This window comes from Phycisphaerae bacterium (genome assembly GCA_019636475.1).
Classification (GTDB): domain Bacteria; phylum Planctomycetota; class Phycisphaerae; order UBA1845; family UTPLA1; genus JADJRI01.
This window is the reverse complement of the sequence record JAHBXN010000008.1, coordinates 1-15195: the sequence shown is the minus strand read 5'-3', so window position 1 is coordinate 15195 and position 15195 is coordinate 1. Positions and strand designations below refer to the sequence as shown.

12 protein-coding genes and 1 tRNA gene are annotated in these 15195 nt (G+C 59.7%); 5 read left to right on the top strand and 8 right to left on the bottom strand.

What is annotated here, in order from left to right; translation table 11 throughout:
• Positions 1–417: 417 nt before the first annotated feature.
• Complete coding sequence (locus tag KF841_13230) at positions 418–3363, top strand: M4 family metallopeptidase (protein ID MBX3396319.1); 2946 nt, start codon at positions 418–420, stop codon at positions 3361–3363.
• 30 nt (positions 3364–3393) lie between these two features.
• Here KF841_13230 and KF841_13225 read toward each other — a convergent pair whose 3' ends face one another.
• Entirely contained in the window at positions 3394–4359 is a 966-nt protein-coding gene (locus tag KF841_13225; GenBank protein ID MBX3396318.1) for an rRNA pseudouridine synthase, read from the bottom strand.
• Between the two features lie 159 nt (positions 4360–4518).
• Here KF841_13225 and KF841_13220 point away from each other — a divergent pair, with 159 nt between their 5' ends.
• Positions 4519–5058 (top strand): dTDP-4-dehydrorhamnose 3,5-epimerase family protein, encoded by a 540-nt coding sequence (locus tag KF841_13220; GenBank protein MBX3396317.1) that lies wholly within the window; start codon positions 4519–4521, stop codon positions 5056–5058.
• 27 nt (positions 5059–5085) lie between these two features.
• The gene (acpS, locus tag KF841_13215; GenBank protein MBX3396316.1) at positions 5086–5469 is read left to right on the top strand and encodes a holo-ACP synthase; all 384 of its coding nucleotides are present in this window, start codon (positions 5086–5088) and stop codon (positions 5467–5469) included.
• 178 nt (positions 5470–5647) lie between these two features.
• On the opposite strand, the gene aroA is transcribed toward acpS, so the two are convergent.
• The 4 genes from aroA to arfB all read right to left on the bottom strand — a co-directional run bounded on the left by aroA (position 5648) and on the right by arfB (position 9729).
• Positions 5648–6943, bottom strand: a complete 1296-nt coding sequence (gene aroA, locus KF841_13210) for a 3-phosphoshikimate 1-carboxyvinyltransferase (protein MBX3396315.1) — start codon at positions 6941–6943, stop codon at positions 5648–5650.
• 100 nt (positions 6944–7043) lie between these two features.
• Complete coding sequence (metG, locus tag KF841_13205) at positions 7044–7400, bottom strand: methionine--tRNA ligase subunit beta (protein ID MBX3396314.1); 357 nt, start codon at positions 7398–7400, stop codon at positions 7044–7046.
• Positions 7401–7439: 39 nt separating this feature from the next.
• Positions 7440–8951: a hypothetical protein gene (locus KF841_13200; protein ID MBX3396313.1), complete on the bottom strand. Its 1512-nt coding sequence runs from the start codon at positions 8949–8951 to the stop codon at positions 7440–7442.
• Positions 8952–9306: 355 nt separating this feature from the next.
• On the bottom strand, positions 9307–9729 hold the full coding sequence (arfB, locus tag KF841_13195) for an aminoacyl-tRNA hydrolase (GenBank protein ID MBX3396312.1): 423 nt from the start codon (positions 9727–9729) through the stop codon (positions 9307–9309).
• A 109-nt stretch (positions 9730–9838) separates the two neighbouring features.
• Here arfB and KF841_13190 point away from each other — a divergent pair, with 109 nt between their 5' ends.
• Positions 9839–10939 carry a class I mannose-6-phosphate isomerase gene (locus KF841_13190; GenBank protein ID MBX3396311.1) on the top strand — a complete coding sequence of 367 codons (1101 nt, stop codon included), beginning with the start codon at positions 9839–9841 and terminating at the stop codon, positions 10937–10939.
• An 80-nt stretch (positions 10940–11019) separates the two neighbouring features.
• Here the strand turns inward: KF841_13190 and KF841_13185 are convergent, their stop codons facing one another.
• Positions 11020–12219, bottom strand: coding sequence for a glycosyltransferase (locus KF841_13185; GenBank protein ID MBX3396310.1), 1200 nt, complete (start codon positions 12217–12219; stop codon positions 11020–11022).
• Between the two features lie 101 nt (positions 12220–12320).
• A complete protein-coding gene (locus KF841_13180; protein ID MBX3396309.1) occupies positions 12321–13268 on the bottom strand; it encodes a methyltransferase domain-containing protein in 948 nt (315 codons plus the stop codon).
• Positions 13269–13562: 294 nt separating this feature from the next.
• Here KF841_13180 and KF841_13175 point away from each other — a divergent pair.
• Positions 13563–13638: transfer RNA gene (locus KF841_13175), tRNA-Pro, on the top strand.
• On the opposite strand, the gene KF841_13170 is transcribed toward KF841_13175, so the two are convergent.
• Positions 13626–15119: a recombinase family protein gene (locus tag KF841_13170; protein MBX3396308.1), complete on the bottom strand. Its 1494-nt coding sequence runs from the start codon at positions 15117–15119 to the stop codon at positions 13626–13628. The genes KF841_13175 and KF841_13170 overlap by 13 nt on opposite strands.
• Positions 15120–15195: the final 76 nt, after the last annotated feature.

Sequence of the window (15195 nt, the reverse complement as noted above, 5' to 3'; positions counted from 1 at the left end):
AATGGTCTACCGAGGAAGGTCCGGGCTCGAGCGCCGTGGCGCGCGCGGTTCCCGCCTGAGGTCTCAAAGAAAATACATGCGAATTTTACAGCATCCGGGTCGCCTGCGCCGGAGAAATCCGAAATCAGCGGCATTTTGCAGCACCCACGGGAAAGTCCGCGCTGATTTTGGCCTTCCGATCCGGTACAATCAGACACTGAGCCGCGCTTGCACAGGTAGGAGTGGAATAGGACTTATCGGCCGTTCAATCCCTGCGGCATCGCGTCAAACCGGTGTGATATCCCGCCACATCTGGAATGGCCGATCGGTGCGTGGGTGATTTCATCATCGCGCCGAGACATGCTCCCCTGATGACGTGACCGTTCGTGACCTAGCGGATCCGCCGACCGGATCGCGCCGACACTGAGGAGATCTGTGTTGAACAAGTTCAGTGCACACATTGGAAATCGCGGATTGAAACTGGTGAATCAACCACGTCCCACGACGGTCGCGCTGGGCATCGCGCTGATCGGCTTCGCAACAACCCATCTTCATGCGAGCGATCTGGAGATCAGCCACAATGCGTCGCTCGGCCTGGTCGTCTTTGTGCAGGGTCCGAATGGTGGGCCGATTTCCCTAGATGCCGGCGCACCGGGCGCGAATCAGATCGCGCGGCCCGAGCCGATCGATTTCTTCCAGATTCATGGTTCCGTATTCGGCGTGAGCGATCCCAATGTGCAGTTGGTTGAAGTGAAACGGGAGACGGACGGCATCGGCTGGACCCACACGACCTATCAGCAACTTCACGCCGGGGTGCCCGTATTCTCCGGTGACCTCAAAGTTCACCAGAATGCGGCCGGGCAGATCATGTCGGTGAACGGTCGATTTTATCCACTGTCAACCAAACTCCCAGTCAATGCGAAACTCACCGCGGACGACGCGAATCTCGTTGCATTGGATCGCATCGCCGAAGCCGGCGCGCTCATTGAGCGGAACGAGTTTGTCATTGTTGATCCGGGCTGGTACGGCGACCCGCCGATGGGCGCCCGGGCGGCCTATTACATCGTGGTCGCAGACTACAGTGCGGGCATTCGCGAAGGGTTCTTCGTGGACGCCGCCAACGGCGAAATCATCGATCAATGGTCGATGATCCACGCCGCCAAGGACCGGGCCATATACGATGGAAACGGCGCGAGCGGCATACCGGGAACACTGGCGCGCGGCGAGGGCGCTCCGGCCGTGGCATCGCCTGAGGATGTGAATCGCGCATATGACTACTACGGCGACACCTACGATTATTATTTTCGCGCATTTGGCCGCGACAGCATCGACGGCGCCGGCATCACCATGGTGGCCACGGTCAACTCGACTTCACCGAACTGCCCGAACGCATATTGGAACGGAGTCCAGATGGTGTTCTGCACGGGCCTGGTGACCGACGACGTTGTCGGGCACGAGTTGACCCACGGTGTCACACAATACACGGCAAATCTCATTTACCAGAATCAGCCGGGACAGTTGAACGAATCCTACTCCGACGTATTCGGCGAGTTGGTGGACCTGTTCAACGGCGATTCGGCGTTTGCAGGCAATCCACAACCGCCGTTCTGGCCGACGCATTCGACCGGTCCCGGCCTCGATAGCCCCAACAATCTACGGGGCTCAGGATGCAGTCCGAAGGTCGACAACTTTCCCGATGGCGTCCGCTGGCTGCTCGGGGAAGATGTGAGCGTCACGTCCAATGCCTTCCGGGATATGTGGAATCCTCCCTGCCGGAATCACCCCGACCGCGCGCTAAGTCCACTCCATGTGTGCCCTGCAATTGACAACGGCGGCGTTCATAGCGGAAGCGGCGTGCCGAACCACGCATTCGCCATCGTAACGGATGGCAAGACATTCAACGGGTACGAAGTGCAGGGCATCGGTCCGATCAAGGCCGGCGCAATCTGGTATCGCGCCCTGACAATCTACCTGACTCAGGCATCCAACTTCAACGACGCCTACCTCGCCCTGAATCAGGCAGCGCTCGATCTGGTCGGCACCTTCCCGAACGACCCTCGAACCGGATCGCCGATCACGGAGCCAATCACCGCCGCGGACGTCACGGAGTTGAACAAGGCCTTACTGGCCGTTGAGTTGAATACGCCGGGGCGATGCGGGCTGATCGGCCCGGTGATTCTGGATTCGTCGTCGGTGTTCGAGTGCGGCGACCGCGACGTGCTGTTCGCTGACGACTTCGAGAGCGGCAACACGGGCTGGACGGTGTTCAACACCGGACCGACTCCGTTTGACTGGGAACTCACCCCCGGGCCGTTCCTTTTCGGGCGCACAGGCACCGCATGGTTCTGCCCGAATCCCAGCATCGGCAATTGCGGATCAAACGATCAATCGGGTGTCCATTCACTCGTGAGTCCGCTCATGGTGGCGCCGATCGGCGGTGGCAGCCTGTTCGCTTCGTTCACACACCTGATCTGGACCGAAGGCGCTTATGACGGCGGCAATGTGAAGATCATTGTGAATGGGAATGCCGCAATCGAGGTGCCGCGTACTTCATTCGTCGCAAACCCCTACAACGACCGGCTCGCGCCCGCGCCCGGCAATACGAATCCGAATGCCGGTCAGGCGGCATGGTCCGGCTCAGGCGGCGGCTGGGGCGAGACTGTGATCGATCTCACCACGCTCGTCGCTCCTGGTGACGAGTTCCGGCTACAGTTCGAGCTCAGCAAGGATGGATGCACGGGAGCAAGGGGCTGGTATCTCGACGACTTCAGCGTGTTCACATGTGTCGGGTGCGGAGCGGCGAATGGTGATGGGCTTCCGAACGACTATGCAAGTGCGTCGCCGCCGATGGAACCGCCGGGAGTCGGATTGCCGCAAGCCTATATCCTTAGTGAACCGCCCGAGGCCGGCGGCGATGTTGCGATTTATTTCACCGTGCGCGGCGACTTCTCCGCGGACACAGAATACGCAGACGTAAACGTGAACGGCACGCCTATCGGGCGAATCTATGAGACTTCCGGTAGCGATTGCGCAAGCACGCCCAACTACGCGAAGCTGACCGTCTCCGCCACGACCTGGAACACAGCGGTCGCCAGCGGCGATGCCGTGCTGAACCTCGTCGCCACACCGGACGTTGCGGCGGCAGTGAATTGCGATTCCGGACGGCAGATCTCCATCTTCGTCCGGTTTCCCCGGGCCGGCCTGGTTGATTGCAATGCCAACGGCACGAGCGACATTTGCGAACTGCTCGAAGGCGGCGTAACTCCGTTCGTGGACACTCTTCTTGAAGTTGCCCCGTACAACTGCATCTATGACTTTGACGCAAGCGGCGTCATCGATGGAGCGGACGTTCAGCCGTATGTGAGTGCCCTGCTCGGTTCATGACCACCTGCGCAAGGACGGCCAACTCTAAGATCACTCGTCCGGAAGAATGATGCGGCGGCGGCGCACCGGCCCGGCCGCGCGCGCAGCCGTTTTCGGAGATTGGCGATTCTCCGCGTGCTGATTCGGCCCCACCTGCGGCATTTCGCGCGTGGACTTGCGCCCAATCATGCGCCGCGTCGGCGCGGAGCGATTTGCCGAGGCACGACGAGGCATCGCAGCCGGCGCGTCGGCCATCTCGCCGGATGCCGCCTTCCTGAGGTAGGCCAGTTCCTCGCGCGTCAGCGGCCGCGCAGCCGCGACGGGAATCTCCCGCAGGCTGAGTTTTCCGAATTTGATTCGCGTGATTCGTTTTACCTTCAATCCGTGCCGGGCGAGAATTCGTGGCACTTCGCGTTGCAGACGGTCGTTAATCGACACTTCGAACACGCAGCGCTGCCTGTCGGAGTGAATGACCTTGACGCGCGCCGGCGCCGTTCGACCATCAGACAACCGGATGCCTTCTCGCAGCGAAGCCAGCGCGCCGGCATCTGGAGGCGAGGCGGTTTCAACCCGGTAGGTCTTTTCAAGCCCGCAGCGCGGGTCGGACAAGGCTGCCATCATGTCGCGATCGTTGGTAAGTAGAACCAGGCCCGCACACTCGGCGTCCATCCGCCCCACCGGCATGACAGGTTCGTCCAGACGTGCCATGAGGCCGCCAACGGTCGTTCGGCCTTCGACTCGCGACATCGTGCATTGAACGCCGGCCGGCTTGTGGAGGACAAAATAGACGAGCCTCGCCCGGCGAATCGGTCGTCCGTCGACCGTGACGCGATCATGGTCCGGGTCGATGATCAACGGCAGGCGCTCGATCAACTCGCCATTCACGCGTACGCGGCCGTCCGCGACCATTTGTTCGCAGTCGCGTCGCGAACCCAATCCGGCGGCAGCCAGCACTTTCTGGATACGCTCAAGAGCCATTTGAACCTGCCCGTACATGGCGCCGCTGATTGCTTGCATCCCGAGCGGCCTCGCGGCGGAGGCATCACCCGGAGCCAGAGTATATCCTCGGGACGACCGAGCCGATACGAGGCGACCGCCCACGCTTGACAAGCGCTGATCGCGCTTCTACCGTCGGACGCACCTTTTTGATGTTGCGGGAATGGGTTTAATTCAGCCATGCCATCAATTGACAAATCGTCATTGCCGCCGCTGAAGGTCGTGCTCTCACGCGGAGCGCTTCTGATTCGCGGCTTTTCACGGGTAATCGACGGAGTTGACGCGCGGCTTGCGAACGTGATGCCGGACGAGCGCGGCCGGCTCGGCGAGATTCTCCGAGCGGACGATCCCTGGTTCGAGAAATTCGGACAGGTCTATTACACGACGACCTATCCGGGTGTAGTGAAGGCATGGCACTTTCATCGATTGCAGACGGACCACTTTTACTGTGTGCGCGGCGCGGTCAAGTTGGCCCTCTTCGATGCGCGGGACGGCTCATCCACCTCGGGCGAGGTAAATGAGATTTACTTGAGCGAGCATCGTCCGGCGATCGCCCGGATTCCGCCCGGCGTATACCACGGGTGGATGTGCGTGTCGGACGTGGAGTCCATCGTTATCAATGTGACGTCCGAATGCTATCACCACGCGCAGCCGGATGAGTTTCGCGCGCATCCGCACGAGAACGAGATTCCCTATGTATGGGCGAGACGCGATGGTTGAATGAGGCAGACCAGGGCGGTTGTACCTATGAGCGTGTTGGGACACGGCATCGACTTGATTGAGAACGTGCGAATCGAGCGCGTGTGGCAGCAGCACCCGGATCGATTTCTGGATCGCATTCTGACACCAGTCGAGCGCGCCTATTGTGAACGAATGAAGAACCCGGTGCCCAGCATTGCGGGGAGATTCGCCGCGAAAGAGGCCGTGCTGAAGATGATCGGCACCGGATGGCGCGGCCAGATCGCGTGGACCGACATCGAGATCGTGAATGACGAGGCCGGACAGCCGCGCGTGACGCTGTCGGGTCATACACTGCTGGTCGCGCGTCGGCTCGGCATCACGCGCGTCATGCTTTCAATCACGCACACCGAGAACTACGCGGCAGCCAGCGCGATCGGGCTGGGTGACTGACACCAGTTAAGCCGAACATGCTGCCGGTCTGACCCAAATATGCCGCAACAGGAATAGCGTTCACAGTGCTCGCCGGACGTAGGCCGTCGCATCAACTTCGTCCGGGCGGCGCCGCGGCGGCAAGCCATGAAAAGTCTGATCTGGGCGGGCTGAGCAGGACCACGATGAAATCAGGTTTCTACGCCAGATCAGCCCAGATTTCGAAGAACTCCGGGAAGGTCTTGCTGACACAGTCCGCCTCGCGAATCACGATGCCGTCGACGCGCAGACCGGCAATCGCGAAGCTCATCGCCATACGATGATCTTCGTAAGTGCCGATGGCGGCGGCCCTGGGTAAGTGCGCCGGCAGTATAGACAGCCCATCGTCTCGCAGTTCGGTTGCGACGCCGAGATGACCCAGCTCCGTTGCAAGGGCGGCAAGCCGATTGGATTCTTTGTGCCGTATGTTTGGCACGTTGCGAATGTGCGTCGGTCCTTCCGCGAAGGCCGCGACAACCGCGAGCGTCGGCGCGACGTCCGGCATGCGGTTCAGATCGACGTCGATTCCGCGCAGCCGAAGATCCTTCGGGCCCCATACCGTCGTATGTCGAGGCCCCTGCTCAACACGGCAACCCATTCGCTCCAGCAGATCAACAAAGCCCAGATCACCCTGACAACTCTGAAGGCCGAGCCCCTCCACCGTCACGCGACCGCCGGTTACCGCGGCAGCCGCAAAAAAGTATGACGCCGCGGACGCGTCAGGCTCGACATCGAATTCGGCGGCCTGATAGGCCTGCGGAGCCGGCACGATGAACTTTCGCAGTTTTTCCTCGACGGCTTGTACACCAAAGGCGTCCATGACCTGCAAGGTCATCGCGACGTAAGGCTCGCTGGCCAACTCGCCGCGAATCTCGATGAAAACATCGTTCATCGCCAACGGTGAAGCCATCAGTATCGATGATACAAACTGACTTGATATTCCAGCGTCGATCGTGATGCGCCCGCCGCGGAGTCCCTTGCCTTGCACTCCCAAAGGCGGGAATCCCTCCCGCTCAAGATAGCCGATTTGTCCACCCAACTCCCGCAATGCGGTGACCAGGCTCCCGACGGGCCGTTCACGCATTCGACTGACACCGTCAAGTTTGTATTCGCCGTAGTTAGCGCAGCAGGCGGCGGCGAGAAATCTCATCACGGTTCCGGCATTACCGCAGAATAGCTCCGCATCGCCGTTGGGGAAGTGCCCGGCACAGCCGGGAACGGAGGCACGATGCCGCAATTCATCGACCTCAACGTGAACACCCAGCTCCGCAAGCGCGGACATCATCAATCGCGTATCATCAGCCAAGAGAATTCCATCGAGGGTGGACTTGCCATGAGCAAGCGCCGCAATGAGCAGGGCGCGGTTGGTCAGACTCTTGCTGCCCGGAAGGCAGACTGTCCGATCGACCGGTCCGGGAGGCGGTTTGAGGGAAATGTCGTTGGGCGAAGTTTTCATGGCCGGGCGATCTGTACGACGTTTGCCCAATGCGCGCGGTCGGGGCGATTCCGAAATGCGCCGTTCGCCGACGGCCAAAGGCGAATCGCAAACGAAGGAGTCAACTGACCTTCGAGCCGGGCGGAATGTCGGCCATCGGCGACAACAGTATGACCTGAGATCGGTCGTCAGTCGACGCTGCAAGCAGCATGCCCTGACTCACCTCACCGCGCATTGTTCTGGGCTTCAGATTCCTGACGATCACGATCGACTTGCCGACAAGATCATCCGGCTGGTAATAGCCCTTGATTCCGGCGACGATCTGGCGGTGCTCGTCACCCACGTCAACCTTTAGAACAAGGAGCTTGTCGGCGTCCGGGTGGCTGCGCGCCTCCAGGACTCGGGCGACGCGCAAATCAACTTTCACGAAATCGTCGAAAGTAATCGAGTTATCCACCGGCGCCGGTGTCTCGCTCATCGATGCCACCTCTTCCAAACTGATGTACCAAGGGCCATCTTATCTCGCAGCGGAGCCCCCACTCGATACGTTGCGATCGAGGACCTGAACCGTCGTCATCCCACGATACTCGACATTGTCTTTCGTGACCATCAGCACCGTAATTTTGTGGACGCCTGGCGTTTCAAGTATTTTCACGCCGCTCGGCTCATCCCCCATCCAGGTATCGTTATCCTTCCACAGGAAGTCCGCACCCTGGGTCACAGCTGGCGGCATTTCCACTGAGTAGGACAGGTAATACGGCGACGACCCGATCGCCGGACCGCGAAGCCGAATCTCCACGCGGCGCGGCGGCGTCCGGTTCACGACCGGCGTCACCGGCGCAGAGCGCGGCGGCGCGCTGAGGTTCGTCCCCGCACGCGAATCCGTTGCTGGCGGATTTCCCCGTGACGTTCGTCCGGCACTGGATGAATGTTCCGGACCGGGCGTGGAACTCGAATTGGTGACCGGCTCCAGCCAGTTTCCGCGGCTCGAGTTGGTCGTGGCCTGATCGAATGGATAATCGCGACCGGCAGTCGTATTGGTATAGCTGGAGGGCGCGGCACGCCGTGAAGCCACCGGACTGCCGCTTGCGGCCACAGGCGGCGTCGTGGGACGAACCGCTGACGCAAGCGACGTTGAAGGCGCGGCAGGCGGAGACATGCGGGCGATCAATTCGGCCGGCGGGTAATACTCAGTCATCCGCACTTCGGAAACGGTCTTCGCCGCCTCCACCGGATTGAGCGGAGTCAGTCCGATCTGTTCGGCAAAGAATGCGGCAGCGGTCTGCGGAATTCGACGATGCCCCATCTGGTCGATCATCTTGCCGCGAACGACTCGAAAATTCCGAGCCATGTACCAAGCAACCGCTTCTTCGGATTCGGCCTTGCATTTGGGCAGGTCTCCGTCGCCAATGAATATGGCGACGGGGGTTTTGTCGCGATAACTCGGGACGGTGTCCTCTACCAGCAGGTCAGCTGAGAAATTGGACAACCGCGTGGCGATGCAGGAAAAACGCTCGGGAAATCGATTCGCGAAATAATGCGCGAGATAGCCGCCACAGGACCAGCTTGTTGACAAGACCGCGTTCGGATCGGCCAAGGTCGTCTCAAACACATGGTCCATGATAGCGAGGGTGTTTTCACGGTCCTTCAGAACATAACCATGTTCGCGCGTCAGCGGATACTCCATAAAGGAGTCCGACGTATGCAGTTCCGGCGCACAAACAACATAGCCGTAGATGTCCGCCTGCTTCTCCCACTCACGTTCCTGCGGAATCGCGTTGTCATAGGGTTTCATGCCGTGAAAGGTCATCACGAGCGGCCATCGCTGTACCCGCGGGGCCAGCGGATGGCGACCGTTGTTCTTCACGTAGTCCACGGGCAGGTACAGATGATAAACCGCATTCGTGCGCGGCTCGACCACACGCTTGTACATGCCCTCGCCTCGCGGCTGCGGAACGGCACACCCGACCAGAACGGTCAATAACAGCGAGGAAACAGAAACAGGAACCGTCAACTGCAATTTTGTCATGCGACTAGCTGAACCATTTTCGTTCGCGGCGACGGAACGAGATCCACGGGGACGACCGCTTCAAGAGACCGCCCACGTTGAGTGTTTGGTTTCATTCAATACTAAGATCGACCACTCGTCCGGAAAGCACGGAGTCACCCCGACGCCAGCTCAATATTCGGACGTTGCGCCATTTTAATGATACGCGATCACCCCAGCCGTTGCCATTACGCGGGTTCTCGCGATTCAGCAAACCGCATTTCAGCGATCGCCGAGCCCAATATCCGAAATAAAGCCGGTGTCGACCCGCTGTTTGCCGATCGGCGAGCGATTTTCCACAACCACACCGAGCGTACAGTTTGCCAGGTATATTTTCCTAATCATCGTTCCGGGAAGGCGGGCGGCGCGCGGATTTGCGATCGCTGGATCGGCGCTTTTGGGTGAGTCGACGCTCCTGCGATGCTCTGGTCGGTCGGGTTGGCCGTCGCAATTTGCGCGGCTTCAGCGCTTCTGCCAGCAAGTTGACAAACCGCCTGATCGCATCTTCCTTGTTCGCCGACTGGGAGCGATACCGGGAAGCGCTGATATGCAGGACGCCGGAAGAGTCGATGCGATCTCCGAGTGCGGCAAGGACACGCTGTTTCGCCGAATCGGTAAGGGACCGGCTGTTGGCGACATCAAAATGAAGATTCGCGCGTGTTGCAACCTTGTTCACATTCTGGCCGCCCGGTCCCGAGCTGGTGATAAAAGTGAACCAGAGCTCGGAATCACTGATAATCGTCTGTGAGTTGATTCGCATTCCAACCAAGCCGCAATCGGTCGCTATTCGTCGTTCGTCCCGAAGCTCGGCGGTCCTCTCCGTCCTAAGCCGCGTCGCCGACTCGCGCGCCAGCCCCTAGAATAAGGCCATGCCCGATATCTGTCCGCTGGTCTTCGAGCCGATCTTGCGCCGCAAACCTTGGGGTGCGCGCAATCTGGAGCGTATTTTTGGAAAACGCCTTCCCCCGGGCGAGCGAATTGGTGAATCGTGGGAAGTGGCGGATCTCGAGGTCGGCCAATCGACCGTCGCACGAGGTCCGGCAAAAGGCGCGACGCTGACCGCCTTGGTATCGGAGTGGGGAGCAGCACTACTCGGTCGTTCTGCCCTGATCGACGGCCGATTCCCCCTGCTGATCAAGTTCCTCGACGCGGCCGAGAATCTGAGCATCCAGGTCCATCCCGACGAGGCCACCGCCCGGCGACAAGGCGGTGCGGTGCGAGAGAAGCACGAAGCCTGGCACATTATTGATGCCCGGCCGGATTCGTGCATTTATCGCGGATTGGCGGCGGGAGTCACAATCGACGACGTGCGCTCGACGGCACTTCAACGCCCTGCCGAGGTCGTGAGCTTATTAAATCGCATCCCTGTGAAGGCCGGGCAGACCTACTACTTGCCGAGCGGCACGCCGCACGCCATCGGCGCCGGAATCGTCGTTGCGGAAATCCAGACACCCTCCGACGTGACCTATCGGCTCTATGACTGGGATCGGCAGCGCGAGGGTCCGGACGCCGGCCTGCACATCGCGTCAGCGATTGAGTGCATTCGATCGGACTCGGATTTCAGCCGGTTCGAAAAACGCTCGCATGTCACAAGCCTGTTTACGACGGTGACACGACTGTTGCGCTGCCCGAGCTTCAACATCGAGAAAGTCCGATTCATCGGCGAGTTTGAACAGGAGATTCCCTACGCCGAGATGGTTTGCTGGATTGTGACTCAGGGCCGCGGCGAGATTCTCTACGATCGAGATGGTAGATTCGAATTCATTGCAGGCGACGTCGTGATCCTGCCGGCCGCGCTGCCGAAAGGACGATTGCGCACCCAGACGGACTGCGCGTGGCTGGAAGTCACCTGCCCCATTGATTCGGACCTCGCGGCATTTCCACGGCCATCGCGGGATAATATGAATCCCCCCCCCTCCGCGACCGATCGAACCATTCCGCTGAACATTTCAATCAAAAAGGATTCCTAGACGAGGTCGGTCGACCGTAAGGTACGCAAATTCGCCTTTGATCGTCTCGAACTTGTCTTTGAGGCGATGAAATGAGTGACTCACTGTCCCGGCTTGGCCACGGCATGTTCCGCCGATGCGTAGGACGTGCCTCGCCATGTGATTGGCGCACGACGGCGCAGGTCCGCAGCCGCTCTGCAACACACCCAGATTGCCACAGCCGAACCCAGCGGATGGAGCAGCGCGTATTTCAGCGGCACCTTGGCCGCGCGATAAACCAGCGCGGCAAGCCAGGTCGCGAGGAGAATGTGCAGCAAGGCAAATCCAAGCCAATATTTCGCGAACGGGACGGAATATCCGAACCCGCCGAGCAGCGGAATCAGAATGATCAGCCCGAACGGCATCAATGAGACGAATTGCAACGCGTTGATCGTGATGAGAAAGCGGAATGTGGTTTTCAATCCGCCGATCAATGTGCGATGAAAGCCACGAATGGTGCGATCTAAAGAACCGTACATGCGCACATTGAAAAGCCGCGCGGACGCTGTAAATACCACCCGCTGTCCCGCCGCCTTGGCGCGCCGCAGGAGCACGCTATCCTCATCGTAGCAATTCTTCACGGCGCCATGCCCCCCGAGCGCCATGTATGATTCGCGGCGCACAACCATGAAACCGCTGCCCATCGCATCGGGCCAGTTTGGATCGCTGACTTTGCGCGGATCGTACCAGGAGTATGCCATCGCTCCGAAAACTGGCGCGAGGACTTTCTCCCAAAAATGGTCCAACTCCATTTCGCCGTGAGCCGCCAGCCAATCAAGCCTTTCGGACTCCATTCGCCGGACAACTGTCTTGAAGCAGCCGGGCTTCACGAACATATCGCTGTCAATGAAGAAGAGAATGTCCCCTGTGAGGCGTGAAGCGATCTTTTCCAGAGCCGATGGTTTTCCGTAATAGCCTTCCTGCAAGTGCGTGATGTCGATGCGCTCGATCTCCGGATGTTCCTCCTGGATGGCCCGAACGACGTTCGCGGTGCCGTCCGTCGAGCGATCATTGACGACGAAAATCCGGGCGTTCGGGTAGCGCTCAGCGATAATCGCACGGAGGCATCGACCGATGTTGTTCTCCTCGTCTTTGACGGGAACGACGACGTCGATCGCCGGCAGTCGATCCAACGTCGGAGCATCATCGGGAAATCCATCCGAGCCTTGCTTCGTCAGCGCCGCCGTCCGCCGGATGTGCACCGCCAGAGACCCCACGCTGATGGCATATACGATGAGCAGGATGCTTGCCAAGAAACTCAATACTCTACCTCCCCAATCCGGCCATCCACGGTCGTGAATCTAGCGACCGGCATGACGCCGGTCAAATTCATTCGACTTCGCGTGAGAAGACCGAACTTCGATTAATCCCCCTTGCGAAACATGAGCGACATGTCCGATCGATAGCTGAGCCAGTAGCCGAACACCGCGTGGAACCAGAACGACGGTGAACCCAGCGCCGTTCTGATGTCGAATGGCTCGAAAAAAGCGTCAAACGATCCGTCCTTCAAACTCTGATAGGTCTTGGCCGCACGCGTATTCAGGGCGAACCACGGCCGATCATGGTAGGAGCGATCGTAGAATTTAACCGCGTGCCAGCCGAGGGTCTGCCCCATGCGCTCCACGCCGGAACGGGTATAGATGTGCAGATGATACGGCGCGTGGAGTTCGTTTCGAAACACGTCCGGCCGCGATAGATCCACTTTTTGCGCGTTCGGCGTGCCGACCAGGATATGCCCCCCGACGGCCAGAAGGCGATCCAGTCGAGCGAGCAATGCGTTTGGATCCTCAACGTGTTCGAGCACATCCTGCAGCAGGATGTAGTCAAACGGTGCATGCTCCAGCACCCGCTCATCCGCGAAAGCCGAATTCGCCGAGTATGGATCGTAGCCGTAAACGTTACGGAAGCCCCGCCCACGCAGGGCCGTGCAGAACAATCCATTGGCACAACCATAATCGAGAAATCGATGCGCCGGCGTCATGCCGTGCCGAATAAATCGCCGGGCCAGATTCATGTAGAAAATTCGCCAGACCAGATCGAGCCGAGCCTGCGAGAACGGATACTTGCTGTAATAATAGTCGAGGTCCACCACGTCGAGACAGTGAATCGTCCGGCACACTGAGCATCGCCAGAGTCGAAACAAGTGGCCGCGAAAGACACGAACATGGCACGGCACATCGGCCGTCTCGTCGTGTCTGGAATCGTGTGCGGTGCCGCAGACATTGCATGTCTCACGGCGGCGCGTCGGATCGACGGCCGCCCGGGCGGCATCCATGCTGGCTACGGCATTCGTCACGCGATCGTCACTCACAGCTCATAACTTGTCCGGAGCAGCCGCTGATCGTTCGTCGGGCAAGCCGTTCCGCAGGAAACCTCAGAAGCAGCAAAGCGGTCGGGCCGCAAGAACGATAACAGAGGAGCCAACCGGTTGCAGATCGCCGATATAACTGCCTCACCGCGATCCATACCGAAGCCCAGCCGGAAACACGGGCCACTCACGCAATTCTGCCGTTGCGCGATCATAAGCCACACTGCGGCACGCGGCACAGGCCTCGTCAGACGTGATTTGACAACAGCGGCCCCGCTGTTTCAAATGGAGGCTTCACGGGGCGTAGCTCAGCCTGGTCTAGAGCGTCTGCATGGGGTGCAGAAGGTCGCTAGTTCGAATCTAGTCGCCCCGAGTATGACTTGAAACAAGCCCTTCGATGAGCACGTCGAAGGGCTTATTCACTTCATAGCAAAGAGTTGCGCCGTTCAGGACGAAGTTCGAAAACACGATTTCGAGCAGTTGGCGTTTGGCGGCGTAATCGGCTGAAACCCATTTATCGACAAGGGCTTGCGAGAGTTCGAAAACACGAATGGCCAATTCGGCCTGTTCGCCTCGATCCCGGTTTGCGGCTTCGACGCGGAGTGACGCCGCCGCGATCTTGTCGCGGAGTTCCGTGGACTTGCGGGCGAAGGTGTCGGCGTCGATTTCTTCGAGCAAACGAAGGTTGAGCAGGCGGTCCTGTTGCTGCTGGAGAATAGCGATCTCGCGTTGCGATACGTCGGATTGTGTCGTCGCTTCGGCACGTTCCATCTTGGACCACTCGCGCAGAGCCTTTGAGAACCATGCCTGAACCGTCTCCGGCTGCTGGATGGACTTGAATGCGGCCAACACCTGCTCATCCAACTTCGCCTCGTTGAGTCGCAACTGCGGATGCCCCAGCGCAAGCTTATACATGGTGCAGCGGTAATAGACATATTGCTTGCCGGTCGCCTTCTTGACGACCTGTTCGCCGGTGATGAGGTTGCCGCAGTGGCCGCAGCGGATGAGGCCGCCAGCGTAGGTTAGTTCGTGCGAGCGGTAAGTCTTGCCGCCGAGCAGGACCTGCACTCGGTCCCAGGTCGTCTGATCGACGAGCGGATCGTGCTTGCCCGGATACCACTGTCCACCATATTCGACATCGCCCAGGTAGCTGCGGTCGCGGAGAATCGCGTACACCGAGCTGCGCGGGAAGCGGGGAGACGAGGGACGGTACTTCAGCCCTTCATCGGCGAGGCGGCCGATGAGCTGATCGACGGTCAGCGGCTCGTAGGCGTAGAGGTGGAAGATTCGTTTGACAGCATTGGCCCGCACCGGATCGACTTCGATGATGCCGCGGCCGTCCTTGCGGATGTTCCTGTAGCCGTAGGGCGCGGCCCCGACGAACCAGCCCTCCTGGACGCGGCGGGCGTGACCTTCGCGGACATCGACCGACTGTTGTTCCGTATAGAAGCTCGCCATGTTGGCGAGAGTTCGCCGCATCATGCGGCCGGCGGGATTGTTCTCGGTTGGCTGAGAGACGGAGATGAAGGCGAGGCCGTGCTCGCTTTCTAGCCGTTCCAGTTCAACATAGTCGAACAGGTTTCGCGCGGCGCGATCGACCTTGTAAAACAGCAGCGCATCGAGCGTCGCCGCGTTCTTTTTCGCAAAAGCGACGAGTTCTTTGAACGTCTTGCGCTCGTCGCGTTTGCTGGCTGTTTCTGCAATGCGAAAGAGCTTGATGATTTCGCCGCCCGTCGATGCGGCATATCGCTTGAGTGCGTCTTCCTGCACCGCCAGCGAGAAGCCCTCGCGTTCCTGTTCCCGGCTCGACACCCGCGCCAACGCAACGTGAGCTTCCCCACTGTTAGTGGACACCCAGCAACGCGAGAATGATTTTCGCGGGAGGTGTCCGATGAGTCGAGAGAAAGCCCGTCGAAAGTACACGAGGGAT

Coding starts and splice junctions, on each gene's coding strand:
- KF841_13225 (MBX3396318.1), bottom strand. CDS start 4,359: ATGCAAGCAATCAGCGGCGCCATGTACGGGCAGGTTCAAATGGCTCTT.
- KF841_13220 (MBX3396317.1), top strand. CDS start 4,519: ATGCCATCAATTGACAAATCGTCATTGCCGCCGCTGAAGGTCGTGCTC.
- acpS (MBX3396316.1), top strand. CDS start 5,086: ATGAGCGTGTTGGGACACGGCATCGACTTGATTGAGAACGTGCGAATC.
- aroA (MBX3396315.1), bottom strand. CDS start 6,943: ATGAAAACTTCGCCCAACGACATTTCCCTCAAACCGCCTCCCGGACCG.
- metG (MBX3396314.1), bottom strand. CDS start 7,400: ATGAGCGAGACACCGGCGCCGGTGGATAACTCGATTACTTTCGACGAT.
- KF841_13200 (MBX3396313.1), bottom strand. CDS start 8,951: ATGACAAAATTGCAGTTGACGGTTCCTGTTTCTGTTTCCTCGCTGTTA.
- arfB (MBX3396312.1), bottom strand. CDS start 9,729: ATGCGAATCAACTCACAGACGATTATCAGTGATTCCGAGCTCTGGTTC.
- KF841_13190 (MBX3396311.1), top strand. CDS start 9,839: ATGCCCGATATCTGTCCGCTGGTCTTCGAGCCGATCTTGCGCCGCAAA.